The sequence below is a fragment of the Janthinobacterium sp. DSP2-3-3 genome (assembly GCF_049897325.1).
Taxonomy (GTDB): Bacteria; Pseudomonadota; Gammaproteobacteria; order Burkholderiales; family Burkholderiaceae_D; genus Janthinobacterium.
Genome location: NZ_JAFCWA010000001.1, coordinates 815,746 through 839,614 on the forward strand (window position 1 = coordinate 815,746; position 23,869 = coordinate 839,614).

Consider the following 23,869-nt stretch of genomic DNA (forward strand, 5'->3'; position numbering starts at 1 on the left):
CCTGCCGCGCCGGCGGGCATTGCTAGCTAAGGAGTGCCTTCATTGTATTCGCCTTGGCGACCTGCTCTTCGCTGCCGCCCTTGATGACCTCATCGATCAACTCACGCGCGCCTTCCTTGTCGCCGATTTCCTGGTAAGCGATCGCCAAGTCCAGCTTGGTATCCATTTCCATGTGGATGGCCGACAGCGGGTCGTCCACGCCCACGCTGGCCGTCTTGCCATCGTTGAGGTCCAGGTCGATGCCGGACAGGTCGAATTCTTGCGCGGGCGGTATGACTTCCGGCAAGGTGGCTGGCGTTTGCGCGTCGTCAAACAGGCTGTCGATGGATGGCTTGGCCGCCGCGACCGGCGCGGCAGCCGGCGCCACGGGCGCGTCAAGGTCGAAATGGGCCAGGTCCACATCCTTCAACGGATCAGGCAAAGGCGTCAAACCGGCGCCCACGCCATTCACGGGGCCCGCTGGCGGTTCCAGGTCCAGGCCGAAATCCATGCTGGCGTCATAGTGCGCATCCTGCGCGGCAGACACCGGCTTGCTGTCCGGCCCCGGCATGATGATCGGGTCGCTGGTGGAGACAGGCTCGAAATCGAGGCTGTCGAGGTCAAAATCGAGAGGATCGCGCGCATCGCGGGCGCTCACGGCGGACACCGGCTCTGCCGGCGCCAGGTCGGCCGCCGGGGAAGACAGGTCGTCGGGCAAGTCCATGCTCTGGCCATGCAAATCGTCGCCGGCCCCCTTGCTGAGACTGACGACGGCATCGTCTTCCGTATCGCCATACAAGGGGTTGGTGGGATCGAGCGCCAGGCCCAGCGCGGCCGCCTGCGGCCACTCTTCGCCCTGGCCCCGCGTCAGGCTGTACAGCTCGCTAGCCTGGTCTTCAAACGCGCGCACATCGTTGCGGGCGGAATAGATTTCCAACAATTTCAAGCGGACTGCATGGCGCTCGGGGTGGATGCGCAAGGCTTCCTTGAGGATATCTTCGGCCTGGCCATCGCGGCCGTAGGCGATATACACGTCCGCTTCGGCAACAGGGTCCGTTTCATTCGCATCGAGCATGCTGGCGCCCGCTGCGGCGGCCACGCCGGCAGCGGCGGCGCCCGTACCGAACAGGTGGTTGCTCGCTTCGGACTGCTGGTCTTCCGGCGCCAGTCCGGACGATGGCACCACTGGCGCTTCCGGCTCGAACACGGGGGCGATATCTGCGGCGGGCGGCGGCGTCTCCTTGCGGCGGCGCGCAATCACCAATGCGGCCACGGCCGCCAGCAACGCGGCGATGCCTATGCCGATGGCGCCCAGGTGGTCGTTGATCTTGTCGGTGATGGTCGGTTCCAGCGGCGACGGTTTTTTCACCAGCGGCACCGGCTTGGCCTTGGGAACAGGCGGCTGCGCCTCGGCCGGCGCACTGGCGATGGCCGATGCACTGGCAGCGGCCTCGGCCGGCTTGGCGGGTGCCGGAGCGCTCTTGTCAGCCATGGCCTTGCTCTTGACCGCCATCAACTTTTCCAGGTCGCTGACATTCTTTTCCAGCTCCTTGACGCGCGCGGCCGCTTCATCGACCTGCTTGGCCTTGGCGATCTTGTCCTCCTCGCTGGCGACGGCGCTCTTGCCGGCCGACTTGGCCGCCGGCTCCGCCTTCGACAGTTTCAGCTTGTCTTGCGATTCGCTCACGGCCGTCGGCTTTTCCTGCACGCGGGTAGGCCCGATCTTGCCAGCCGTGCTTTGCGTCGATTGCGCCGCCTTGGCCGGCTTGCTTTGCGATACCTGCCCCGCCAGCTTGTTGCGATAGGCGTCGAAATCGATGGCGTGCGCCGTCACGACGCCCTTCGCTGCGGCCGCGTCGGTGGCGCGCACGGCGTCCGCGCCCGGCACGGCCAGGATGCGCCCGGCCTGCATGCGGTTCATGTTCTCGCCCTTGAAGGCATCGGGATTGGCACGGTACAGGGCGACAAGCATCATGTCGAGCGAGACGCCCGATGGTTTCAGTTCGCTGGCGATGCGGCTCAGGGTATCGCCCGCCTTGACCTTGTATTCGCCGGCCGGCTTTTTCGGCGCTTGCGGCGCAACACCAGCGGCGGCAGGCTTGGCCTTGCCTGGCTCCACGGGCGCCGTCACTTGCGCGCCGCGCGTCTGGCGCGCTTCGGGCGTGTCGAGCACGAATGCATATTCGCGCACCTGGCGCCCGCTCTTGCTGCTCAGTTCCAGCAGCAAATCCACCAGGGGTTCAGCCACCGGTTGCGCCGAGCTGATGCGGATGAAGGACGTGCCGTTGCGGCTTTCCACGGCAAATGTCAACGCGTTCAGGGCGGGATTGAATTCCACGTTGGCCTGGCGGTAGGCATCCGGCGGCGCCAGTTTGGCCAGCAGGCTAGCTGCCTCGCCTGGCTTGACGGCCGATAATTCGACCTCGGCGCGCAGCGGCTGGCCGGCGGCGGACAACACCGTGATCTTGCCCAGCTCGGCTGCGGATGCCGCCGGTGACAATAACACCGCACAGGCGACAGCGCTGCTGAGTGTTTTAATGGCAAGGGAGGCGACCCGGGGACGAGTGTGTACAGGCATAGTTGGCGGCATCTTAGTTGACATGGGAAAACTGTTACTTTTCCAGAGGTATCAACATATCATCATGCCCAGAGCTATGCAAGCTCCGCATGGTTGAGCCTTGATGGCTTCAGGGCGAAAAAAAAGCCGGGGAAACAGCCCCGGCTTGATCTTGATCAGCAATTTATTGCCATTACGCGTCGAGCAAAATGCGCAGCATGCGGCGCAGCGGCTCGGCAGCACCCCACAACAATTGATCGCCCACGGTGAAGGCGGACAGGTACTCGCCGCCCATGCTCATCTTGCGCACGCGACCGACGGGTATCGTCAGGCTGCCCGTGACGGCGGCCGGCGACAGGTCGCGCACGGACGCTTCGCGCGTGTTCGGCACGAATTTCACCCATTGATTATTGCTGGCGATGATGTCGTTGATTTCATCGAGCGGCACGTCTTTTTTGAGCTTGATGGTCAGCGCTTGCGAATGGCAGCGCATGGCGCCGATGCGCACGCACAGGCCGTCGACGGGAATTTCCTTGGTGCCAAAGTCGATGCCGCGGCCCAGGATCTTGTTCGTTTCCGCGCCGGCCTTCCATTCTTCCTTCGACTGGCCGTTGCCCAGGTCCTTGTCGATCCACGGGATCAGGTTCCCGGCCAGCGGCGCGCCGAATTGCTTGATCTCGTCCGGCGAGTAACCGTGCTGGGTAGCCAGCACCTGGCGGTCGATTTCCAGGATGGCGGAAGCCGGGTTTTCCAGCAGCGCCTTGACGGAGCCGTTGATGGTGCCAAACTGCGTCAGCAGCTCGCGCATGTGCTGCGCGCCGCCGCCCGATGCCGCCTGGTAGGTCATCGACGTCATCCAGTCGATCAAATCGTGCTGGAACAGGCCGCCCAGGCCCATCATCATGCAGGAGACGGTGCAATTGCCGCCGATGTAGTTCTTCACGCCCTTGCCCAGCGCATCCTTGATGACGTGCAAGTTGACGGGGTCGAGCACGATGACGGCGTCTTTTTCCATGCGCAAGGTCGAGGCCGCATCGATCCAGTAGCCATTCCAGCCCGCTGCGCGCAGCTGCGGGAAAACAAAGCTCGTGTAGTCCCCGCCCTGGCAGGAAATGACGATGTCGCATTTGGACAGTTCGGCGATGTTGTTGGCATCCTTGAGGATGGTTTCATTCTTCGCCATGGCCGGCGCCGCGCCGCCCGTGTTCGAGGTGGTGAAAAACACCGGTTCGATGTGGGCGAAATCGCCCTCTTCCTGCATGCGCTGCATCAGGACCGAACCGACCATACCGCGCCAACCTACCAAGCCAACTAATTTCATTACCATTCCTCAAGATGAGACGGCGACTGCCGTCATTAAACTATTTTATCCCAGTGCTTTTACAACTGCATCGCCCATCGCCTCGGTACCGACCAAGGTGGTGCCCGCTTCGTGGATGTCGGCCGTGCGCAGCCCCTGCGCCAGCACTTGCTTGACGGCAGCCTCGATACGATTTGCCTGCTCTTCGCGGTTCAGCGAATAGCGCAACATCATGGCGGCCGACAAAATCGTCGCCAGCGGATTGGCGATGCCCTTGCCCGCGATATCGGGAGCCGAACCATGCGACGGTTCGTACAAACCCTTGTTGTTGGCATCGAGCGAAGCCGACGGCAGCATACCGATCGAGCCCGTCAGCATCGCGGCCGCGTCCGACAAGATATCGCCGAACATGTTGCCGGTCACCATGACGTCGAATTTCTTCGGCGCCCGCACCAATTGCATGGCCGCGTTATCAACATACATATGATCGAGCGCAACATCCGGGTATTCCTTGTGCACGTCGATGACAATATCTTTCCAGAACTGGAAGGTTTCCAGCACGTTCGCCTTGTCCACGCTGGTGAGCCTCTTGTCGCGCTTTTGCGCGGCCTGGAAGGCCACGTGGGCGATGCGGCGGATTTCGCCCTCCGCATAGCGCATGGTGTCGAAGCCTTCGCGCTGACCCTTGAACGGACCGTCCGGGCACTCGCGCACGCCGCGGGGCTGGCCAAAATAAATATCGCCCGTCAATTCACGGATGATCAGAATGTCCAGACCCGCCACCACTTCCGGCTTCAGGGTCGAGGCGCCCGCCAGTTCCGGATACAAAATAGCCGGACGCAGGTTAGCGAACAGGCCCAGGTTCTTGCGCAAGCCCAGGATCGCTTGCTCGGGACGGAACTGGCGCTCCAGATTGTCGTACTGGTAGTCGCCGACGGCGCCGAACAGCACGGCATCGGCCGCCTTGGCCAGGGCCAGCGTGCCTTCCGGCAAAGGGTGGCCATGGGCCGCATAGCCGGCGCCGCCCACGGGCGCGCTTTCCAGCTCGAACGATTCGCCCAGCACATTCAAGACCTTGACGGCTTGCGCGACAATTTCAGGGCCGATGCCGTCGCCGGGTAAAATTGCAATTTTCATATTTTTATCGATTAAATGACGTTGGCGAGCCACGGTTGAGTAGCGAGATGGCGTTCTTCGAAGGCGCGGATATCGTCCGCATGGCGCAGGGTCAGGCCGATATCGTCGAGGCCATTCATCAGGCAATATTTGCGGAAGGCATCGATCTCGAATGGATACGAGACGGAACCATTGCTGGTGCGCACGCACTGCTGTTCCAGGTCCACCACCAGCTGGTAGCCGGGGAAAGCCTTGACTTCATTGAACAGGTGCTCGACCTGGCTTTCCGACAGCACGATGGGCAGCAAGCCATTCTTGTAGCAGTTATTGAAGAAGATATCGGCAAACGACGGCGCGATGATGGCGCGGAAGCCATATTGATCGAGGGCCCACGGCGCGTGTTCGCGCGAGGAGCCGCAGCCGAAGTTCTTGCGCGTCAGCAAAATCGAGGCGCCCTGGTAGCGCCCCTCGTTAAGCACGAAATCCGGGTTCAGCGGACGGCGGCTATTGTCCTGGCCCGGTTCGCCATGGTCGAGGTAGCGCCATTCGTCGAACAGGTTGGGGCCGAAACCGCTGCGGTGGATCGATTTCAGGAATTGCTTCGGGATAATCGCGTCGGTGTCGACGTTGGCGCGGTCCAGCGGGGCCACCAGGCCTTCGTAAAGCGTAAATTTATCCATGCTGTTTCTACTCGGTAGGACGGGCGGCGCAGGGCGCCGGCACGTCACGGTTTATTTTCCGCCGGCGCCAGTGACGACCTGGCCGACTTTCTGCACATCGCGGCCAATGCCGGAGACGGTGTTGCAGCCAGACAGGATGACGGTGGCGATGAGGAGGGCGAAGAGTTTTTTCATGATGATTTCTTGATAGTAAGTAAGGGACTGGGAGCGCTAGTGTACGCCAGCGGCGCCAGTCCCTGCCCTCATCGCAAGCCCCGCACGTCGACAAAGTGGCCGGCGATACCCGCCGCCGCCGCCATCGCGGGCGACACCAGGTGGGTACGGCCGCCCTGCCCTTGCCGGCCTTCGAAGTTGCGGTTCGAGGTCGAGGCGCAGCGTTCGCCCGGTTCCAGACGGTCGGCATTCATGGCCAGGCACATGGAGCAGCCCGGCTCGCGCCACTCGAAACCGGCATCCTTGAAGATGCGATCCAGGCCTTCGCGCTCGGCCTGGTCCTTGACGAGACCGGAACCGGGCACCACCAGCGCCAGGCTGACGTTCGAGGCGCGGTACTTGCCGCGCACCACGGCAGCGGCCGCGCGCAAGTCTTCGATGCGCGAATTGGTGCAGGAACCGATGAAGACCTTGTCGATACGGATGTCTTCGATGGCGGTATTCGGTTTCAAGGCCATGTAGACCAGCGCCTTTTCCATCGCATCGCGCTTGACGCTGTCTTTTTCCTGGTCGGGGTCCGGCACGCGGCCATCGATGCCGATTACCATTTCGGGCGACGTGCCCCAGGTCACTTGCGGCACGATGTCGGCGGCATTGAGTGTGACGACCAGGTCGAAGCGGGCGCCCGGATCCGAATGCAGGGTGCGCCAATAGGCCACGGCGCGCTCCCAATGCGGACCGGCCGGGGAAAACGGGCGGCCCTTGACGTAATTGATGGTGGTGTCATCGACGCCGATGATGCCGGCGCGCGCACCCGCCTCGATGGCCATGTTGCACACCGTCATGCGACCTTCCATCGACAGGGCACGGATGGCCGAGCCGCCGAATTCGATACAGTAGCCCGTGCCGCCGGCCGTGCCGATCTTGCCGATGATGGCCAGCACGATATCCTTGGCCGTCACGCCGGCCGGCAAGGCGCCGTCGACTTGCACCAGCATGGATTTGGATTTCTTTTGCAGCAAGGTTTGCGTGGCCAGCACGTGTTCCACTTCCGACGTGCCGATGCCGTGCGCCAGCGCGCCGAAGGCGCCGTGCGTGGACGTGTGCGAGTCGCCGCACACCACCGTCATGCCGGGCAAGGTCGCGCCCTGTTCGGGGCCGATCACATGCACGATACCCTGGCGCTTGTCGTTCATGTTGAAGTAGGTCAAGCCGTAGTGCTTGGCGTTCTTGTCCAGCGTTTCTACCTGCAGGCGCGAAACCGGGTCGGCGATGCCGTCGACGCGGCTGGTAGTGGGCACGTTATGGTCGGCCACGGCCAGGTTGGCGGAAATACGCCACGGCTGGCGCCCCGCCACGCTGAGCCCATCGAAGGCTTGCGGGCTGGTGACTTCGTGCAGCAGGTGCCGGTCGATGTACAAAATTGTCGTGCCATCATCTTCGGCCCGAACAACGTGGGATTCCCAGAGTTTGTCGTAAAGCGTCTTCATCATGATTTATGCAGCGTTGCCACAGCCTGTTTAAGTGATCAAGTGATACCAAGTCATACGGTGATCCACAGGGATTATGCCATATATTGCGCAATACAGAACCGAAACAGGTAAAAGCGTGGGATTGGCGATACAAAGTTTGGCCACATTGTTATATATGAGCTGGAAATTGCCGATATCGGCACATTGGCGGCATGCCGGCCCCATCCGCAGGCAAGCTGCCGAACGAGTCACGGCGGAATCAGAAATTGATACTTTTTCCTTAACCTTTCGTGTATTGTATTTCGACAATAACGACAGGCGCGCGCCCCCGCACGCGCTTACAAGCGATGAGGACCTGAATGAAACTGCACTTATGGGCGCTGGCCGCCCTGACCCTGACCAACACGCACGCGGTCGCCGCCGCGCCAGGAGAAAGCTGCGTACAGGACTTGCGCGCCATTGGGCCCTTCCTGCTGGAAAACGATACGGGCGCACGCGCCCACCTGGCGCAAAAGGGCCAGGCCTATTTCGACCTGGCGCTGGCAAGCGCAAGCGAGGCCGCGGAAAACACTAATGATGAATCTGCTTGTAATGTAGTACTGGCCAATTATCTGAGTAAATGGCGCACAGGCCATCTGCAGATCGTGCCCAGCACGACATTGAAGCACAGCAAACCAGCGCCGCCCTCCACGCCAACGGCAACGGCAACGGCAAATACTGATCAAAGAGAGCCATCGCTGCAACTCCTGTCACCTCGGACCGCGTTACTGACACTACCCAGTTTTTTTCCTCGGTACAGCAACGCAATCGCTGATTTACTGACAAGCAAGCGCCACGATCTTGCCACCCGCCCCAACTGGATCATTGATGTCAGGCTCAATAATGGTGGTAGTGATAGCACTTATGCGCCGCTACTGCCATGGATCAGCTCAGGCGAGATCGTCAGCGTGGGTGGCGAATGGCTGTCCACGCCTGCCAATATCGCCGGACAGGAAGATATCTGCGCGCTGTTCGCCCCCGGTGATACCTCGTGCACGACATACAGTGAGCATGCCGTCGCCCGTATGCGCAGCGTCGCATCAGGCCAGTTCGTGACGCAACAAGCCGATGGACCTGTCAGCTATGGAAGTTTTCCCAGAAAGAAAATGCAGCCGGCCCGCGTGGCGGTACTGGTCGACCGCGATTGCGCGAGCTCCTGCGAAGAATTCCTGCTGGCAGCGCGGCAAAGTTTTCACGTCAAACTGATCGGGCGCAACAGCAATGGCACCCTCGATTACTCGAATTTGCGCCTGCATGCCTTGCCCTCAGGGATACGCCAGTTAATGTACGCCACCTCGCGCTCGGCCCGTTTGCCGCAGCTGCAGGTCGACCTGGGCGGCATCATGCCCGACATCTACCTGCCGCCGCCGAAGGACGAGGCGGAGCGCGCCCAGGAAATCGTGCGCGTGCAGCGCTGGCTGGAAGGCGGTAGTTTACGTTAATGGCAGCAGTGAATCTACCGTGTGATTCAGCAATAAAAAAACCCGCTGCATATCGACGCAGCGGGCTTTGATAGGAGCAAGCGCAGACTCAGGCAGCTAAACGCACACTACCTCTACACCCGTCCATCAGGAACGACAGACCGACTACCAGCACCAGCTCGCCTTCAGCCGAGCGGGCAGTACCGGTAATGCCTTCCACGGTGATGGCCGTCATCGGCTTGATCACCAGGTCGGCCGTGCCATCGACGGCTGCCACGGCAAGAATGTACGGCTGTGGCGCAGCAACAACAATGCCCACGCGCTCGCTGCACGATTCATAGCCCAGGGCGCCGGCCAGCGAACGCACGGGCAATGGACGGCCCTGGTCTTTCAGCACGGGCGCGCCGCCCACTTCCATGAAGGTTTCCGGCAATTCGACGACGCGCTGCACCACCGCCATCGGCAGCGCCAGCGCGGCGCCCGACGTCGACACGAGCATGGTCGGCACGATGGAAAGCTCGATCGGCAGGCGGATGGCAAACTTGGTGCCCTTGCCCAGCGACGACTCGATGTGGATGGCACCGCGGTTTTTCTCCACGGCCGTCTTGACCACGTCCATGCCCACGCCGCGTCCGGAGACGCTGGAAGCCACTTCCTTGGTCGAGAAGCCCGGCAGGAACACCAGCTGGAAGCATTCGTCGTTGCTCAGTTGCGCGTTTTCGCTGATCAGGCCTTTTTGCTGGGCCTTGCTGCGCAGGAAGGCCGGGTCCATGCCCTTGCCATCATCTTGCAGCACGATCATGACACTGTTGGCTTCCTGCCAGGCTTTGAGCGAAATATACGATTTGGCGGGCTTGCCGGCAGCCAGGCGCGCTTCCGGCGATTCGACGCCATGGTCGAGCGAATTGCGCAGCATGTGCACGAGTGGATCGTACAGGCTGTCGACAACCACGCGGTCGACTTCTGTCTCCGCGCCTTCGATGGTCAGCTCGACATCCTTGCCCAGGTCTTTCGCCAGTTCGCGCACCAGGCGCGGGAATTTCTGGAACAGTCGGCCGACAGGCTGCATGCGCGTGGCCAGGGTGGCCCGCTGCAGCTCGGTCGAGTAGCGCGAAGCGCGTTCCAGGGTTTCCGCCAGGGTCGCCATCAGGGTGGCGGCCTGACCTTCAAATTTGAATTGCAGCAAGCGTTCGAGCAGCACGGCAGCCTGGTTGGCAGCCTGCACCGACTCGCCGGCCACTTCCAGCAGTGCGTCGAGCTTGACGGCGTCGACGCGGATACTGTCTTCCTTGACGGGAGCGGCATGACGCACTTCCGGACGATCTTCACGCCGTTCCGCACCATCCCAGGCCTTGGCGGCCGGCTTGGCAACGGCAGCAGGGGCGGCGGCCACGACAGCAGGCGCAGCGGCGACGGCGGAGGCCGGTGCGGCAGCGACCTGGCTACCGGCCGGCACGACCGCGTTATACATGCCTTCCCAGTCCAGGCCATCGGCACTGGCGGTGGAAACAGCGGCGGCTGGCGCCACCACGACCACTTCGGCAACGGGCGCGGTGGCTTGCGTCACCACGGCAGCGGCAGGTGCAGGTGCAGGTGCGTCTATACCCTTGCCTTCGATGGCGTTCGTCAGGATGTGTTCCAACTCTTCCGGCATGGCCGGCAAACTTTCCGGCGCGGCACCGTTGGCCAGTTCCGTCAGCTGGTCGGCCACGAAACCGGACGCTTGCAGCGCCGCCTCGATGGCGATCGGCGTCACCGGCGCGGCGCCCGTGCGCAAAGCGTCGAACAGGTTTTCCGTCAGATGGCAGGCCGCCACCAGCGCGGGCAAGCCCATGAAGCCGGCGCCACCCTTGATGGTGTGGAAGGAACGAAACACGGCATTCAGTGTTTCCTTGTTGTCGGGATCACGCTCGAGGCGCAATAAGTGCTCTTCAACATTAACCGCAAGATCCATCGCCTCAACGACGAAATCCTTGAGCATATCGTCCATTAGAATCCCAAATCCGCAAGAAGGTCGTCTACATTATCCTGGTCCAGCGCCACCGACGGCACGGACGGGCCCTGCATCAGCGGCACCGGCTTTTGCGCCAATTTTTCGCGCACTTCGGCCGGCGCGTTGTCGCGCAGCAGCTGGGCAAGCTCGTGCTCCACCGTCTTGGTGATGTTGACCACTTTTTTGATCAGCTGGCCCGTGATGTCCTGGAAGTCCTGCGCCATCATGATTTCCAGCAAGCGCGCTTTTTCCGCTTCCGTTGCCTCGGCAACGGCTTGCGCGAACTGGCGCGTATCGCCGGCCAGGGCCTTGAATTCTGCCAGGCTCAGCTTGCCATCGAACAGCGCCGTCCAGCGGCTGTCCATGTCCTTGGCTTTCTTCGACAGCACATCTTGCGCCGGCATGCCTTCGTCGAGCGTATTCAGGACCTTGTTGGCGGCCTGTTCCGTCAGGGTGGCGACATATTCCAGGCGGTCCTGGGCATCGACGATCTGCGACGACGCTTCCGTCAACGCCTTGTCGTAGCCCAGTTCGCGCAGCGAATCGTGCAGCAGGCGCACGATGCCGCCCAGGCGTTCGAACATCGGCTTGTCGGACTGGTCGACAGGATCGGCCGCTTCGCCAGGCACGCCTGCGGCAGCCGCAGGTGGCGCTTCCGGCACGGCGGCGACTGGCGCTTCCGCTACGGCTGCCGGCACGGCGGCGCTGGCCGACACCGAATCGAACAGCGCGTCAAAATCATCGTCCGCGATCACGGCTGCGGGCGCTGCGGCAGGCGCGGGCTTGGGAGCGGCCGCACTTTGCGCAGATACTTCATCGAATAATGCATCAAAATCATCAGCGGCGTTGGTCATATCCCTGCTTCTCCATAATTTGTCAAAATTCCGCCTGAACTGTGCGTTTTACAGACTGATACCCACAATTTCTCGATTAAGATGATTTGAGGCAATACCGCTGCGATGGTGCGAGTGTAGCAGGGCGCCGCCCTGTTGGTAAATCTCAAAACGCGCTTCCTGGTGTAAAGCTGGCTCATAAGAGCTTTTCCGCCAGGAAATAAGTGTTCCTACCGTTGTATTTTGAAATACTACCATTGGCGTGCCTGCAAGACCACGCGCCGCACAAGAAATCCTGCTCGCGGGCGCCTGCGCAACAGTACGCCAAGGATATCGTTGCGGCTAAAACACGATCTTTCTGCTAATGTTGTCTATACTGAAGGTGCAATAGTATTGATAATTATCAAGTCTTTACATGAATACCATGCTGCCGCCGCGCCTACAATAAGGGGCGTTGCACGCGCTGAGTCACTGCCAAAGGACCTGCCATGTATAAGAAAATTCTGATCGCCACGGACGGCTCCACCGTCTCCAACCTGACGGCCTGTGCCGGCGTTGCCTTTGCCGAACAGATGCAAGCCGACATTCTTGCCGTGTACGTGGCGCCCGAATACCAGTACCCGGTGTATATCGAAATCATTCCCCCAAGCTATCCCAGCGAGGAGGAATACCGCATCGCCATGCGCAAGGCGGGCGCCGACCACTGGCAGCCCATCCTCGACGCTGCCGCCAAACACGGCCTGGAAGCGACGGGCCTGACCGCCTTTTCCGACAGCCCCGCCCTGAAAATTGTGGAAGTGGCGCAATTGCAGCAATGCGACCTGATTTTCATGGGCTCGCATGGCCGCAGCGGTTGGGGCCAATTGCTGCTTGGCAGCGTGACCAATAAAGTGTTATCGCACTCGAAATTACCGGTGCTCGTGCATAGGCTGATCAAGGAACCCCCATCAAAATAAGGGGTCACATGGCCTAGCAGGCCGCCGCAGCCCATATATCGGGTAAAAGGCAAAACTGCGACCATTTCAGTTAAAATAGCAACGTTTCTCGTTTCTTAACACCCGGCCGGCCGCAACGAAACGGCCAGGGAAAAATACACGCCTCCAGATTGCGCGCCTATGATACGTATTGTGATTGCCGACGACCACACCATCATGCGAGAAGGATTGAAGCGCATCCTTGACGGCGCGCCGGACATCGACATCGTAGGCGAAGCCATCGATGGCTTTGAGGTACTCAACCACGTACGCCAGGGCGGCTTCGACCTGTTGCTGCTCGACCTGTCGATGCCGGGCCGCAGCGGCGTCGATCTGATCCGGCAAATCCGCAGCGAGGCGCCCAAGCTGGCCATCCTGATCCTCACCATGCACGAGGAAGAGCAATATGCGGTGCGCGCCATCCGCGCCGGAGCGCAAGGCTATCTGACCAAGGAAAGCGCGGGCACCCAGCTGGTGGGCGCCATCCACAAGGTGGCGTCGGGGCGCCCCTACATCAGCGCAGAGGTGGCAGAGCAGCTTGTGCTCAACATCATGATGCCAAATGAAAGCTTGCTGCACAAACAGCTGTCGGACCGCGAGTTCGAAGTCTTTTCCCTGCTGGTGGCGGGCAAGTCGATCACGGAAATCGCCAACAATCTGCACCTGAGCGTGAAGACGGTGAGTACGCACAAGACCCGCATCATGCAAAAGATGGGCATGAGTTCGTTGTCGGAAATGGTCCAGTATGCCGTGGCGCACCGTCTGCTGTCCCCCTTCAAGACCTGACTGGCGCGCCAGCGCGTAGGAACAATCCTACATCAATTGCCACAGCTCCTACTGTCATATTCAGCCACTGCTGATATGAATTGCATACGGTTGTTGGCATACTGAAACCAGTAATCAAGTTGCTGGGAAGTTATTTCATCACACAGCAAGTCTTCAGCGAATTGAGCATTACCAGCCTGGACGCGCGCCGCCGACCCTTGCCCGCCCGCCGTCCTGCGCACCTTGTCATTCAACTCTGAACTACCTGTCACCAGGAGATGAACATGCTGTCCACGCAAACGCCTGAAACCCGCGCTGCCTCTCCATCGCTGGCCCCCTCCTCTCCGATGGAAGCGGGGCGTCAGCGCCAGGGTCGGCTCTGGTCGAACCTGAAGGAGGTGTGCGACCTGCTGCATATCTCCAGCGCCTGCACCATTGCCGCCGACGAACTGCTGTTCCAGCACGTGCAATTCAAGACGGGCCAGCGCGTGCACACCATCGGCCAGCCGTTCGACACCTTGTACATCGTCAATTCGGGCTTCCTGAAAACCGTGCTCATCGACGAATTCGGCAATGAGCAGGTACTCAGCTTTCCCATGAAGGGCGACATGCTGGGCGTCGATGGCATCCACTCGCGCCATTACTCCTCGGAAGCGGTGGCCCTGTCCGACTGCGACCTGATCCTGCTGCCGTTCAAGAAGCTGACGGCACTGGGCCGCGTGCACCTGGAGCTGGAAAATGTCATGTACGGCGTGATGAGCCGCGAACTGGTGCGCGAACAGGCGATGATCGGCATGCTGGGGGCCCTCAGCGCCGAAGCCCGCGTGGCGCGTTTCCTCGTCTCGCTGGCCGACCGCTTCGCGCAGATGGGCTACTCGAGCAAGCTGTTCAACCTGCGCATGACGCGCCATGAAATTGGCAGCTACCTGGGCCTGACGCTGGAAACGGTCAGCCGTACCCTGTCCGCCTTCAATGAAATCGGCCTGATCACGGTCGACCAGCGCACCATCGGCATCAAGGATCCGGACGCCCTGAAAACCCTGCGCCGTCTGCCGCCCTCGCGTTCGCGCGCCAAGCAGCTGGCCGCCGCCAAGCTCAAGGCCGACACCGCCGCCGCAGCCACCGCCTCGGCGCAATTGCTGGCCACCATTTAACGCCCCAAATAACGCCCCAAAAAGATTTCCTTCAAGCTTGGCACAGGCTTGACCCGGCCAAGGCGCGCACCGCCTTGCCGGGTCTTTTTTGCTGCCGCTCCCCTTCCGCGCCGCGCTTGCGGCCGCCTTTGCGCAGCACCCGGCGCACCGCCCTCGCCCAAGGTGCCGTGCCGCCGTAAAAAAGCGCAAATTCCGCACAAATAGGCCTTGCTTTTTGGGCCACATTCAACAATAATGCAAATACGAATCATTCTCAACTGAGATAAAGAAAGCCCAACATGCAAAGCTCAAAACCAGCCTTGATCCAGGATGCCGCTAGCGCCCACGTCCGTCCTCCCGTCAGCATGGCGCAACCGGCGCGCCGCATCACCAGCGAAGCGCTACTGCAGCAGGGCCGCGAAGTGGAAATTGAGCACAGCGGCAAAATCTATCGCCTGCGCGTCACCCAATTGAACAAGCTGATCCTGACTGCCTGAAGCAGCACGGCAGCCAGTCACCACACTCGCCAGCCAGTCGCGCTCCGTGCGCGCAGCCAGCTAAACCACCGCACAGGAGTGTTTGATGGCGAACGACCGACCTTCCCCGATGTTTCCGTCCCCGCAGGGCCAACAGCCTGAATTGCTGCTGTCGGCCGTGCTGCACCTGATGTCGCACTACCATGCGGGCAGTCCCTGCGAGAAACTGGCGGGTGTCATCGAACGCCACCTGCAAGTGTTGTCCAATTCGCCCGGCCTGGGGCCCGTGCTGCAAGCGACCTGCCAGCAGTTGTCGCAGCAATGGGCCGCCCTGGTGGCGCTGCACTGCCCTGCGCCGCCCAAGACCACCTTGTTTGAGCGCTTGGCACGCCTGCTGAGCGCCAAACGCCCTGTTTCACCCCTGCCGCAATAATTTCTCTTCAACACCTCCCATCGCCTAACAGGATATCGCCATGTGTGACAAAGACAAGTCCCTGCCCGTCATCAGCAATTGTTCCAGCGGCGAGGGCGAAACAGCCGCGCTCGCTTCGCGCCGCCGCCGACTGTGGGAACTGTCGCATACTTGCCATTGCCCGCTGGTCGGCGTGGGCTTGCCGCTGGGCTACCTGCGCAAGCTGGTGGGCAAGATGACGGGCGGGCGCGTGCTGGCCGACGACTACGAAGTGCACGTGGGCGCCGTGACGGAATGCGGTGCGCGCAACCGCCTGTCCGAAGCCCTGCAAAAGGAACTCGAACGCCGCTACGCCCCCGTGATCCTGCGCTTTCGCGGCGCCAAGACCACCGAACAAGTGGCCGAGCTGTGGCGCACGGCCGTCGCCAACGGCGACGTGTCGGGCGCCTTCTGGGCCGGCCTGACGCATCCGCGCTGCGATGCCGAACTGGAAGAGCAGATGTGCCGCGACTTGCACATGATCCAGCACCAGGCCGGCGCCTGCGTGCGCGCCGACATGGGCAAATTTACGGCCTTGCAGGAAGACAATGCGCGCCTGACGCACGAACTGGCCAAGCTGCAACAGCGCAGCCAGGCCATGCTGATGGAAAAAACGGGCGAGCTGGAACGCCAGGAAGCGGTGCTGCTGCGCACGCGAGCCGAAGCTATCGGCAAGGATAGCGTGATCGATGGCTTGCGCTTTGATCTGGCGCAGCTGCAGGCCGCCATCCCGGCGCTGGAATCGCGCACGCGCCTGGTCGAGCGCCTGGCGCAAATGGATGAGCGCGAAAAGGAATTGCGCCAGCAAATCACGGAATTGAAGCAGGCCCAGCCACGTCCGACCGCCGCCGTGCCGCCACCGGCGCCGAAGCTGGAAGTGTCGACGGGCGGCAAGCTGAAAATGCCGATCCGCCTGGTCGATCAAAGCGTCTTGTGCGTGGGCGGGCGCAGCGGCAATGTCGCCACCTACCGCGCCTTGATCGAGCGGGTCGGCGCGCAGTTCGCCCACCACGACGGCGGCCTGGAAGATAATGCCAACCTGCTCGATTCGAGCCTGGCAGCGGCCGACCTGGTGATTTGCCAGACGGGCTGCATCAGCCACAGCGCCTACTGGCGCGTAAAAGATTATTGCAAGCGCACGGGCAAGCGTTGCGTCTTCATCGACAACCCCAGCATCTCCAGCCTGGCGCGTGGCTTGCAGCAAGTCAGTGGGGAAATGGAACCTGCCGTGCTGAGCACGGCAGAGTAATACGGCACAGGGCGGTGGGCTTATGCCACCAGCTCGCGGTCGATGGCCTCGCGCAAAATCGCATCGTCGACCGTGGTGTCGGGCGCGAAACGCCCCACCACCTTGCCATCCTTGCTGATCAAAAACTTCTCGAAATTCCACAGCACATCGCTGGGCTGCTCCTGCGTGATGCCGTAGCCGGCCAGCTTGGCGCGGAAATCGCTGCCCGGCTTTTCCTGCGCTTGCGGCTGTTCCTGCACCAGGCGTTGGTACAGCGGATGCTGGCCCGGACCCTTGACGACGATTTTTTCAAACAGGGGAAATTGCACGCCAAAGGTGCCGCGGCAAAAGTCCGCGATCTCGGCATTGCTGCCCGGCTCCTGCGCGCCGAATTCATTCGCGGGGAAACCGGCCACCACCAGGCCCTCGGCCTGCTTGTCGGCGTAGAGTTTTTCCAATCCTTCATACTGCGGCGTCAAGCCGCAGGCGGAGGCGACATTGACCACCAGCACCACCTTGCCGCGATACGCGTCCAGGCTGGTAAGCTCGCCATTGATGCGGCGCAAGGGAATGTCGTAAATGCTGTCGCTCATGATGGGTCTCCTTGGATAAAACAATCATCATAGCTGTGTGCGCGCGAACGCGCTGGCGCCGTCAAGAAACTCAGTACACGTCGCGCCGGTAGCGCCCTTCTGCCGCCAGCGCATCGAGCGCGGGCCGGCCCAGCATCTCTTGCAGGGCCTGGTCGACGCCGCCCGCCATGCCGGCCAGGCTACCGCAGATATAGATGGCGGCGCCCTGCTCCAGCCACAGTTTGACTTCGTCTGCATTGCCGCGCAGGCGGTCCTGCACGTAGATCCGCTCCGCCTGGTCGCGCGAAAACGCCAAGTCCAGGCGCGGCAGGTCACCGCTGGCGTGCCAGTGTTCAATTTCTTCGCGATAATGAAAATCGTGGGCCGCGTTACGCTCGCCAAAGATCAGCCAGTTGCGCCGCAGACCGGCCAGCACACGGCTTTTCAGGTGGCCGCGCAAACCAGCGATGCCGCTGCCGTTGCCAATCAGAATTAATGGCCGTTGGGCATTGTCTTCCAGGCGGAAGCGTTTGTGCTGGCGCAAGCGCAGTTGCACTACGTCGCCCACAGACGCCTGCGCCGTCAGCCAACCCGAGGCCAGTCCCAGGCTACCATCGGGATGCGCATGCTGGCGCACCAGCAAGTGCACGCCGCCATCGCGCGGGATCGAGGCGATCGAATATTCGCGCGGCTGGGCGCAATCCGCCGGCACGGCCACTTGCACCAGGTCGCCCGACTGCCAGTCAGGCAGGCTGCCGACCACGGGCGCCAGCTCCACATGAAAGATGGCGCCACCGGCGCTGTCCGGATTGAGCAAGCGCCTGTGCGTCAGGCGCCAGTCGCCGAAGGCGGGGGCGCTCCAGTCCGGTGCGTCGCTGGTGCCGGCCAGGTGGCTCAGGCGCTGGAACCATTGCTCGATGGCGGCGCTGGCGCTGCGGTCGACCTCGATACGTTCAAACAGGCGCGAGGCGCCCTGCGCCGCCAGCCAGGCATCGAGCGCGCGGCCGAAGCCGCAGAAGTGAGTGTAGCTGCGGTCGCCCAGGGCCAGCACGGCGTAATGCAATTGCGGCAGCACCAGCTCACCCGTCACGCGCGTCATGAATCGGCCCATGAAGGCGGCCGCATTGTCGGGCGCATCGCCTTCGCCATACGTGCTGACCAAAAACAGGGCCCGTTCGGCTTGTTGCAGATCAATGGCCGTGACTTCGGCCAGCGCGCACAGGCGCACAGGGATGCCGGCCAGTTGCAGGCTCTGTGCCGTTTGCGTGGCCAGTTCCTCGGCATTGCCCGTCTGGCTCGCATACGCCACCAGCCAGGCGGGACTATCGGCCAGCGCCGCCTTGGCGGCGTCGGACGCGCGGCGCTTGGCGCGCGCGCGCAGCCAAGGTGCCAGGCACACGCCCGCGTAACTGAGGGACAGGGCGGCCAGCAAGGCCAGCCGTGTCGTATCGTGCGTAAAAATCATGGAATTAATAGTTCATTCGTCGAGCATGGCCAGCATGTGGCTGCTCAGCGTTTCATGGTAGCCATGGCCGTCGCGCTGCAGGAAGCGTGCGGCCAGACCCTGCTCTTCGGCCAAGGCCATGCCGGCATCCACGCCCAGCACGGTCAGGGCCGTCGACCAGGCGTCGGCCGCCATGCATTCGGCGTGCACGACGGTAACGGAAGCGAGTTGATTGGCGATCGGCATGCCGCTGCGCGGATCAATGGTGTGTGAAAAACGAACGGTGCCATCCTGAAAGAAACGTCGGTAATCGCCCGAAGTCGCCACGGACAAGCCGTGCAGCGCCAGCAGCATTTCCGGCGGATGCTGTGCATTATCGGCACTATCGGCGGCGCCATCAACCTGTTCCAGCATGACCCACCACGGCTGGCCGTCGGGCTTGCTGCCAGCGCCGCGCAGTTCGCCGCCCACTTCGACCAGGTAATGATGGATGCCCTGGCTGTCCAGGTAGCGGGCCAGGCGGTCCACGCCATAGCCCTTGGCCACGGCCGACAAATCGAGTTGCAAGCCGCCCGGCTGGCGCGCGCGGCGAGCCGGCAAGTCCAGCTCCAAGCGGCGGCGCTGGCGCTGCGACAGCAGCAGCGCCACCGTGTCACCTTTCGGCGGCAGGAAGCCGGGCTCATCGTAGCGATGGCGGGGACCGAAGCCCCATAGGTTGACGAGCGCACCCGCGCACGGGTCATACGCGCCACCGGACGCCTGCGATACGTGCATGGCAAAGCCCAGCACCTCGCAAAAGGCGGCGGGCAGGCTGTGCCAGCTACCGGGCTCGGCCAGATTGAAGCGGCCCAGGTCGGACTCGTCGCTCCAGTGACTCATTTGCGCCACGACAAGGTCCAGCTGCTGCTGCAAGCCTTGCTGCAGGTCGGCGCTGCCCGCGCGTCCCGGCATGGCGGACTCCAGCAGGCGCACCGACCAGCTGGTGCCCATAGCCAAGCCGCGCAAGTCCCGGATCGCGGCGCCGGGCGGCGCGACCTCATCGGAAATATGCTGCGGCAGCAAGACCCGGCGCATCGGCGAGCTCGTGAAGAGGCCGCCGCTTACTGCGGCAGCACTTCCACGGTGGCCGCGTATGTCATGCGGCGCTCCGGCATGGCTGGCGGCTGACCGGCCACGGCCGGTGCGGCCGCCGGCCAGGTGCTGCTCAGGTAATACATGCCGGCCGCCGGCACCGTAAACGTGATCTCGCCCTTGGCATCGGTGCTCTGGCGGATTTCGCCCAGCACGCCACGGTAGCGCACGCCGCCTGGCACCAGGCTGAAAGCCTGGTTGGCTGCCGGCTTGCCATCGACCAGGAAGCGCCACGTGGCTTTCTCGCCCGCGCGCAAGTCGTTCGGATGCGTCACTGGCACGAATTCCAGGCCCACGCCGGTCGGCTTGAACACTTCCGTGCTGGTCTCGCCATTGCTGAAGAAGGTTTCCAGGCGGCTGGCCGTGCGCGTGACTTTCACATCTTGCACATCGGCCGGCATATCTTTCTTGAAGGTTTCCTCGTTGCCGCGGAAACGTTTCTGCTCGCCATTTTGCTTGTAGCTGGCCATGACGTTTTGCGACACGATGGCCGCTTTATACGTGCCCGGCTTTTCCATTTTCACATCGAAGACGCTGCGCAGGCGGCCCGTGACGGTATTCGCCGGCGCCACTTTCGCGCCATCCGGGCCGATGACTTGCAGCGCGTCCAGGCGCAGCGGCTGGTGGTCGATTTCGAACAGGCCGTCGGAGACGGCGGCGTCCACCGTCACCCAGGCGTCCTTGCTTTCCACCATCGTGCTCGATGGCACCATCCAGCCGCGGTGGGCGTGGGCGTTCATGGCCAGGCCGGCCAGGGCCAGGGCGATCAGCGGTTTATTGAGTTGCTTCAACATGGTAGAGGCGCCTTAAGGTTTGAGTTGGACGACGACATTGCCGAGTTCTTCCTTGCCTTTGGCAGGAACGGACTGGGCCGATTTCAACGGCCACTGGAACGGTACGCGCACCAGTTCGCGTCCGCCCGCTTCGCGCGCCGCTTCCACCACCACCTGGTATTCGCCGGCCGGCAGCTTGTCGAGCAAGGCCTTGGCGCCGGGGAAAGTCAGGGTATGTTCGCCCGGCGCACGCGTGGCGCCGCTAACGCCGTCAACCGGCATGGCCAGGTCGCGGCCACTCTTGCGCCACCATTGACGCATGTCCTTCAGCCACTTCTCGCCTGCCTTGTCCTTCTTTTTCACGTCATACAGCACCGTCAGGTTGCCGACGACCTTTTGATCCGCCGTTTCCAGCCACGCCGCCACGTAGGGACGATGATATTCCGCCACATTCAATTGCGGGATTTCAAGCTTGAGGGCCAGGTCGGCCGCCATCGCCGAAGTGCCGATCAGGGGAAGGCCAAGCGCCAGGGAGTAGCGTAATTTCATGGTGTGCCTGTAAAAAAGAATAGTAAAAACGATCAATGGATAAACAGCAATGCGATCGCGCAGGGTATCAAGATACCGAGGCCAACCATCGGCCAGGTAAATGGCCGGTTGGCCGCGTGGAACTTCAAAATCAATAAACCCGTCAGGCAAAACACGATGCAGGCGCCGGCAAAAATATCGATGAACCAGTTCCAGGCCACACCCGTGTTGCGGCCCTTGTGCACATCGTTGAGCCAGGACACCCAGCCCCGGTCCGTCAATTCATATTCGGCGGCGCCGTCTTCCAGGCCGATGCGCACCCAGGCGTCGCCACCCGCCTTGGGCAGCGGCAAATACACTTCATCGACGCTCCATTCGGCGGGACGCCCGCCCGCATTGAGCGACCATTGCTGCTTGAGCCAGGTCTCGGCGGCGGCCGGCATGGGCGCGTTTGCGCCATCATGCTGGGCCGCATACGCGGCCAGTTCGGTGACCAAAGGAGCCGGCAGCAGCGCCTTCTGGCGCGTGATCGATGGCTTGGCTTCGATCTGGCTGGCGTGATTCAGCGTAATGCCGGTGATGGCGAACAAAAACATGCCCAGCAAACAAAGTGCCGAGCTGATCCAGTGCCATTGATGCAAATTCTTCAGCCAGACGGCGCGACCGGCATTGTTCTTGGCCTTGTCTGCGGCGCCCGCATTACCCATTGAGGGCTCCCGGCAAGGAGTGAGCCAGGTGGCGCGACAAGTCAGTGTGCTTCATTCCCATCCTTCAATCAAAGTTCATGCTTATCGCTTCAAACAAATGATAATGATTATCATTTATTAAGTCAATACATGGGCGTCCCGCCAGGCCGGCGTTTTGTAACAGCTTTGAAACAAAGTTACGCCACTGCGTAAGCTGCCGTACAGAGCCGCGTGCAGCACCCGCCTATGCTGTTGTTCAGGACAACCATCAAGGGAGCACCCCAATGCAATCGTATTCCAGCGAACAACTGGCCAGTATCGCGGCCAAGATCAAGGACGTCAAATTTGGCATGCTGACCACCAGCGACGACATGCGCACGCTCACCAGCCGGCCCCTGACGCAGCAGCAAGTCGACAACGCGGGGCAAATCTGGTTTTTTGTCTCGGACGAGGCCGCCTACACGCGCGATTTGCTGAACAATCCGCAAGTCAATGTCAGCTTTGTCGACACGGGCGATAGCCTGTATGTGTCCGTCTGCGGCCATGCGCAGTTGCTGAAGGACCGGGCCAAGGCGGAAGAGCTGTGGAATCCGCTGATGAAAGCATGGTTCCCGGGCGGGCTCGACGATCCGAAGCTGTCGCTGATCAAGGTAACGATCCAGTCGGCCGAGTATTGGGACAGCAGTGCCAGCAAGATGATGCAATTCTATGAAATGGCCAAGGCCGCCATCACGGGCGAGCCGCCGAAAAACCTGGGTGAACACGGCCGCGTCGACCTGTAGCAGTGCTGCCATTATTTACCCGGGTGTTATTGATTTTCAATTTGACCCGGGTAAAATTACGTGCATAGGCACTCATTGAAGGCAAGACACGCACGCACCCGTATCACCGCCTCTGCAGGCCCACACAAAGTTGCCGCTGGCACATTGCAGGCGGTGGCCAAACACTGAAGGAATGGGTGACGCGCGATCCCGGGGCACAAATCCTGATTTTCGACGACAGGAACGGTAGCCAAGTGGACCTGAACTTGCACGGCAGCCTGGCCGACATGTTGCAGCGCTTGCCACGCGCAGGCGTGCCCAGCAGCGCTAGGCGAGCGAAGCGGCCTATAAAGTCATGTACGCGTTGGCGGGCGATGCGCCCGGCTTCAAGGAAGCCAGCCGCGCTCTATTCGCCGGCAAGCAGCCTGCGTTCCTGGCGAGCGTGCAGGAATGGCCAGCTGACGTGCGCGAACACGTCTTGCAACTGGCTCAGCGGGGGATGGTCAGAGCCTGAAGAAAGCTAGGCGACCCGGTCAGACCCCCGTGCTGCCCGTGGTGTCGGGGGCATTGTCGGCGCTCTGCCGGCTCTGCCCGGCGGAACCGGACTGATGATGTGGCAAACGGTCAGCGCGCCGCACTTCGCCAATGGAAAACAGATCGTCGCCTATATCGAGTCCTTGCTCGCTATCGACCAGCACAAAGCTCTCGGCCGACTCGGCGGTGCTTTGCTTGCTGCCTGCCGTGGACGGCGTGCCGCCCTGGCTCTTGCCGGACTGCGGCGTAGTGGAGTTGCCCATCATCTTCTCCCTGGTCGTGCGTGCGATTTAATTGCAAATTGACTGAGAATTGGCCGTGACCGGCGCAGCTATTTCATCATAGTCCATGCCTGCTGCATTGCATCAAAATTTTGTGACGGGCCAACCAATGCCCCGCCTGACCAGCGGCAATGTGCGATTCCCCCCGGCCAGGCGTGCCTTGCTAGCGTTTCCACTTACTTGTTGCGCGAACCGGACGAGCCCGTCCCTGAACCCGCACCGCCACTTTGCTTGTTGCCACTGTCGCGGTTGCCATCCTGCTTCATGCCGGAATTGTCACGCGCACCGCTGGAACTGGCGGCACTTTGACGGCTGGCATCGTTTTTGTGGCTTTGGCTGCCTGCGCGGCGCGCTTCTTCCGACGTGAATTCATGCGCCGTGCCCTTTTCATGCGCGGCGCGTCCGCCTTCGCTGGCGATTTCGCGCTGCTGGGCGGGGTCCATGGAAGCAAAACCACGCTTGCTGGTATCGCTTTGCTTGTTGCCGCCGCTGCTGCTACCGCTACTGCTGCTACCGGTTTTACTACCTTGCTGTTTATTGTCGCTCGATGTGGCCATGATGATCTCCTTGATCGATGAATCAGAAAACA

At 61.8% G+C, this 23,869-nt stretch carries 25 protein-coding genes and 1 pseudogene; 10 read left to right on the top strand and 16 right to left on the bottom strand.

Annotated elements, in window-relative coordinates; translation table 11 throughout:
* Nucleotides 1-22 precede the first annotated feature (22 nt).
* From ACP7DE_RS03890 to leuC, 6 genes are all read right to left on the bottom strand, one after another.
* Nucleotides 23-2,485, bottom strand: coding sequence for a FimV/HubP family polar landmark protein (locus tag ACP7DE_RS03890; RefSeq protein WP_426070817.1), 2,463 nt, complete (start codon nt 2,483-2,485; stop codon nt 23-25).
* Nucleotides 2,486-2,729: 244 nt separating this feature from the next.
* Entirely contained in the window at nt 2,730-3,857 is a 1,128-nt protein-coding gene (gene asd / locus ACP7DE_RS03895) for an aspartate-semialdehyde dehydrogenase (RefSeq protein ID WP_426070818.1), read from the bottom strand.
* Nucleotides 3,858-3,902: 45 nt separating this feature from the next.
* Nucleotides 3,903-4,973 (bottom strand): 3-isopropylmalate dehydrogenase, encoded by a 1,071-nt coding sequence (gene leuB, locus ACP7DE_RS03900; RefSeq protein WP_426070819.1) that lies wholly within the window; start codon nt 4,971-4,973, stop codon nt 3,903-3,905.
* Nucleotides 4,974-4,984: 11 nt separating this feature from the next.
* The gene (leuD, locus tag ACP7DE_RS03905; RefSeq protein WP_426070820.1) at nt 4,985-5,632 is read right to left on the bottom strand and encodes a 3-isopropylmalate dehydratase small subunit; all 648 of its coding nucleotides are present in this window, start codon (nt 5,630-5,632) and stop codon (nt 4,985-4,987) included.
* A 51-nt stretch (nt 5,633-5,683) separates the two neighbouring features.
* Nucleotides 5,684-5,806: a lipoprotein gene (locus ACP7DE_RS03910; RefSeq protein ID WP_010400408.1), complete on the bottom strand. Its 123-nt coding sequence runs from the start codon at nt 5,804-5,806 to the stop codon at nt 5,684-5,686.
* A 68-nt stretch (nt 5,807-5,874) separates the two neighbouring features.
* A complete protein-coding gene (gene leuC / locus ACP7DE_RS03915) occupies nt 5,875-7,278 on the bottom strand; it encodes a 3-isopropylmalate dehydratase large subunit (RefSeq protein WP_426070821.1) in 1,404 nt (467 codons plus the stop codon).
* A gap of 338 nt (nt 7,279-7,616) precedes the next feature.
* Between leuC and ACP7DE_RS03920 the strand changes: the two genes are divergently transcribed.
* On the top strand, nt 7,617-8,738 hold the full coding sequence (locus ACP7DE_RS03920) for a S41 family peptidase (RefSeq protein ID WP_426070822.1): 1,122 nt from the start codon (nt 7,617-7,619) through the stop codon (nt 8,736-8,738).
* 88 nt (nt 8,739-8,826) lie between these two features.
* Here the strand turns inward: ACP7DE_RS03920 and ACP7DE_RS03925 are convergent, their stop codons facing one another.
* Both ACP7DE_RS03925 and ACP7DE_RS03930 read right to left on the bottom strand, forming a co-directional pair.
* On the bottom strand, nt 8,827-10,707 hold the full coding sequence (locus ACP7DE_RS03925; protein WP_426070823.1) for a chemotaxis protein CheA: 1,881 nt from the start codon (nt 10,705-10,707) through the stop codon (nt 8,827-8,829).
* The gene (locus ACP7DE_RS03930; protein ID WP_426070824.1) at nt 10,707-11,564 is read right to left on the bottom strand and encodes a protein phosphatase CheZ; all 858 of its coding nucleotides are present in this window, start codon (nt 11,562-11,564) and stop codon (nt 10,707-10,709) included. Before ACP7DE_RS03930 ends, ACP7DE_RS03925 begins: the two co-directional genes overlap by 1 nt.
* 467 nt (nt 11,565-12,031) lie before the next feature.
* Between ACP7DE_RS03930 and ACP7DE_RS03935 the strand changes: the two genes are divergently transcribed.
* The 6 genes from ACP7DE_RS03935 (at nt 12,032) to ACP7DE_RS03960 (ending at nt 16,591) form a co-directional block, all read left to right on the top strand.
* Nucleotides 12,032-12,499, top strand: coding sequence for a universal stress protein (locus ACP7DE_RS03935; RefSeq protein WP_426070825.1), 468 nt, complete (start codon nt 12,032-12,034; stop codon nt 12,497-12,499).
* Nucleotides 12,500-12,658: 159 nt separating this feature from the next.
* Nucleotides 12,659-13,303: a response regulator gene (locus ACP7DE_RS03940; protein ID WP_034750556.1), complete on the top strand. Its 645-nt coding sequence runs from the start codon at nt 12,659-12,661 to the stop codon at nt 13,301-13,303.
* A gap of 326 nt (nt 13,304-13,629) precedes the next feature.
* Nucleotides 13,630-14,436: a Crp/Fnr family transcriptional regulator gene (locus ACP7DE_RS03945; protein ID WP_092797003.1), complete on the top strand. Its 807-nt coding sequence runs from the start codon at nt 13,630-13,632 to the stop codon at nt 14,434-14,436.
* Nucleotides 14,437-14,714: 278 nt separating this feature from the next.
* Nucleotides 14,715-14,912, top strand: coding sequence for a hemin uptake protein HemP (hemP, locus tag ACP7DE_RS03950; protein ID WP_102298110.1), 198 nt, complete (start codon nt 14,715-14,717; stop codon nt 14,910-14,912).
* Nucleotides 14,913-14,997: 85 nt separating this feature from the next.
* Nucleotides 14,998-15,324 (top strand): hypothetical protein, encoded by a 327-nt coding sequence (locus ACP7DE_RS03955; RefSeq protein ID WP_426070826.1) that lies wholly within the window; start codon nt 14,998-15,000, stop codon nt 15,322-15,324.
* Between the two features lie 40 nt (nt 15,325-15,364).
* Nucleotides 15,365-16,591: a DUF2325 domain-containing protein gene (locus tag ACP7DE_RS03960; protein ID WP_426070827.1), complete on the top strand. Its 1,227-nt coding sequence runs from the start codon at nt 15,365-15,367 to the stop codon at nt 16,589-16,591.
* A gap of 20 nt (nt 16,592-16,611) precedes the next feature.
* Here the strand turns inward: ACP7DE_RS03960 and ACP7DE_RS03965 are convergent, their stop codons facing one another.
* The 6 genes from ACP7DE_RS03965 to ACP7DE_RS03990 form a co-directional block, all read right to left on the bottom strand.
* Nucleotides 16,612-17,163 carry a glutathione peroxidase gene (locus tag ACP7DE_RS03965; RefSeq protein ID WP_426070828.1) on the bottom strand — a complete coding sequence of 184 codons (552 nt, stop codon included), beginning with the start codon at nt 17,161-17,163 and terminating at the stop codon, nt 16,612-16,614.
* A 70-nt stretch (nt 17,164-17,233) separates the two neighbouring features.
* Complete coding sequence (locus tag ACP7DE_RS03970; RefSeq protein WP_426070829.1) at nt 17,234-18,607, bottom strand: sulfite reductase subunit alpha; 1,374 nt, start codon at nt 18,605-18,607, stop codon at nt 17,234-17,236.
* Between the two features lie 12 nt (nt 18,608-18,619).
* Nucleotides 18,620-19,660, bottom strand: a complete 1,041-nt coding sequence (locus tag ACP7DE_RS03975; protein ID WP_426070830.1) for an FAD:protein FMN transferase — start codon at nt 19,658-19,660, stop codon at nt 18,620-18,622.
* Between the two features lie 26 nt (nt 19,661-19,686).
* Nucleotides 19,687-20,511 carry a DUF4198 domain-containing protein gene (locus tag ACP7DE_RS03980; protein ID WP_426070831.1) on the bottom strand — a complete coding sequence of 275 codons (825 nt, stop codon included), beginning with the start codon at nt 20,509-20,511 and terminating at the stop codon, nt 19,687-19,689.
* A gap of 12 nt (nt 20,512-20,523) precedes the next feature.
* Nucleotides 20,524-21,039, bottom strand: coding sequence for a DUF2271 domain-containing protein (locus ACP7DE_RS03985; RefSeq protein ID WP_099403641.1), 516 nt, complete (start codon nt 21,037-21,039; stop codon nt 20,524-20,526).
* Nucleotides 21,040-21,071: 32 nt separating this feature from the next.
* Nucleotides 21,072-21,725 carry a PepSY-associated TM helix domain-containing protein gene (locus ACP7DE_RS03990; RefSeq protein ID WP_426070832.1) on the bottom strand — a complete coding sequence of 218 codons (654 nt, stop codon included), beginning with the start codon at nt 21,723-21,725 and terminating at the stop codon, nt 21,072-21,074.
* Nucleotides 21,726-21,988: 263 nt separating this feature from the next.
* Here ACP7DE_RS03990 and ACP7DE_RS03995 point away from each other — a divergent pair, with 263 nt between their 5' ends.
* The 3 genes and pseudogenes from ACP7DE_RS03995 to ACP7DE_RS04005 all read left to right on the top strand — a co-directional run bounded on the left by ACP7DE_RS03995 (nt 21,989) and on the right by ACP7DE_RS04005 (nt 22,979).
* On the top strand, nt 21,989-22,486 hold the full coding sequence (locus tag ACP7DE_RS03995) for a pyridoxamine 5'-phosphate oxidase family protein (protein ID WP_426070833.1): 498 nt from the start codon (nt 21,989-21,991) through the stop codon (nt 22,484-22,486).
* Nucleotides 22,487-22,662: 176 nt separating this feature from the next.
* Nucleotides 22,663-22,734: pseudogene (locus ACP7DE_RS04000) on the top strand (DUF2239 family protein); the annotation flags it as partial.
* A gap of 86 nt (nt 22,735-22,820) precedes the next feature.
* Nucleotides 22,821-22,979, top strand: coding sequence for a DUF2239 family protein (locus tag ACP7DE_RS04005; RefSeq protein ID WP_426070834.1), 159 nt, complete (start codon nt 22,821-22,823; stop codon nt 22,977-22,979).
* Between the two features lie 19 nt (nt 22,980-22,998).
* Here the strand turns inward: ACP7DE_RS04005 and ACP7DE_RS04010 are convergent, their stop codons facing one another.
* Both ACP7DE_RS04010 and ACP7DE_RS04015 read right to left on the bottom strand, forming a co-directional pair.
* On the bottom strand, nt 22,999-23,265 hold the full coding sequence (locus ACP7DE_RS04010; RefSeq protein ID WP_426070835.1) for a hypothetical protein: 267 nt from the start codon (nt 23,263-23,265) through the stop codon (nt 22,999-23,001).
* 191 nt (nt 23,266-23,456) lie between these two features.
* A complete protein-coding gene (locus ACP7DE_RS04015) occupies nt 23,457-23,837 on the bottom strand; it encodes a KGG domain-containing protein (protein ID WP_426070836.1) in 381 nt (126 codons plus the stop codon).
* Between the last annotated feature and the right edge of the window lie 32 nt (nt 23,838-23,869).